This window comes from Treponema sp. R6D11 (assembly GCF_054786075.1).
Window position 1 is genome coordinate 1 of the sequence record NZ_BDHD01000396.1, and the last position, 1,176, is coordinate 1,176.

Sequence of the window (1,176 nt, forward strand, 5' to 3'; positions counted from 1 at the left end):
CTCCAAGCCTGTGGCTTCTTTTCCGTTGTAAACAAATATGCTTTCCCGCCGCGCGGTAGAACTGGTAATTTCCGCCGCATCTTCAATCTTAAAAGAGCCGCTGCTTGCTGCGCCGCTGCTTGCTGCGCCGCTGCTTGCTGCGCCGCCGCTTGTGGGAAGAATAATTTGCGAAAGCGAAGAAACTGAATCCGGTTTTCCAGAGCTTACAACAACCAATTCCATGTTTCCCTCTCGCGCGTTTCCGGCGGGAATATCAGCGGTTTCCCGCGCGACAAGGTTTGCAAACTCAGAAGGAGCGATGCCGAGAGCGGAAAGCCGCCGCACATCGAGAGAAAGACGCTCTTCTTTTATCTCGCCGCCAATAAGAACTACAGAGCCTACTCCGTCAATTCTTCGCAGACGCGCCTGCATTTCGTATTCAGCGAGTTTACGCGCAAATTCTCCGTTTCCGTTATGTGAACTAACCGCTATTACCGCGTGAGCTTCGTTCCCCATGTCCGCAGCTGTTACTGTCGGCTTGTTTACCCCTTCCGGAAGTCCCGGATAAACAGCGTCAATTGCCTCGCGCACAAGAACAGAAGCGGACATCGTATCCGTCCCCCAGTGGAAATCAAGGCTGATAATCGACCTATTATCGCGCGATACGCTCCTGAGTCTTTCAAGCCCTTTAATCGGAGAAAGACCGTCTTCCAGTGGAATGGTAACCATGCTCCTTACTTCGTTAGCCGCCATGCCCGGATACAACGTCTCTACCGTTACCCTTGGCGTCGAAAACGACGGCAGTCTGTTGACTGGCAGAGTAAAAAGAGAAAAAACAGCCGCAAAAATTAACGCCGCCAGTATCATTATGACCGTTATGGGTCTGCGGACAAAAAGAGTGATAATTCTTTTCATAAACTCCTACTTTAAAAGTGATATTTTTAATAATTTGTCGTTGCGGTTTCCTAAAGTGTCTTTAAGCCCCGCCGCTATTTGAATATTTACAACGCCGAAATTTGTCGAGTTAGTCAGATAACCTGTAATTTCAACTCTTTGATAATCTTCCATGCCGATATGTGGTTCAGAAGTTGAAAAATTAGTATCTTTTACCTGACGCGGAGAAAAAGAAATTACGTTATTACTTGTATCTATGCGAAAAAGTTCCATTAAAGAAAATAAGTCGATAGACGCTCCCTC

The 1,176-nt window shown here is 47.3% G+C and carries 2 protein-coding genes; both read right to left on the minus strand.

Going from position 1 to position 1,176, the window contains the following annotated elements; translation table 11 throughout:
- The coding region (locus tag ACYVTD_RS13445) for an efflux RND transporter permease subunit (protein WP_461248243.1) at positions 1-894 on the minus strand (894 nt) is incomplete at its 3' end.
- Between the two features lie 6 nt (positions 895-900).
- A partial coding sequence (locus ACYVTD_RS13450) for a hypothetical protein (RefSeq protein ID WP_461248244.1) occupies positions 901-1,176 on the minus strand: 276 nt, incomplete at its 5' end.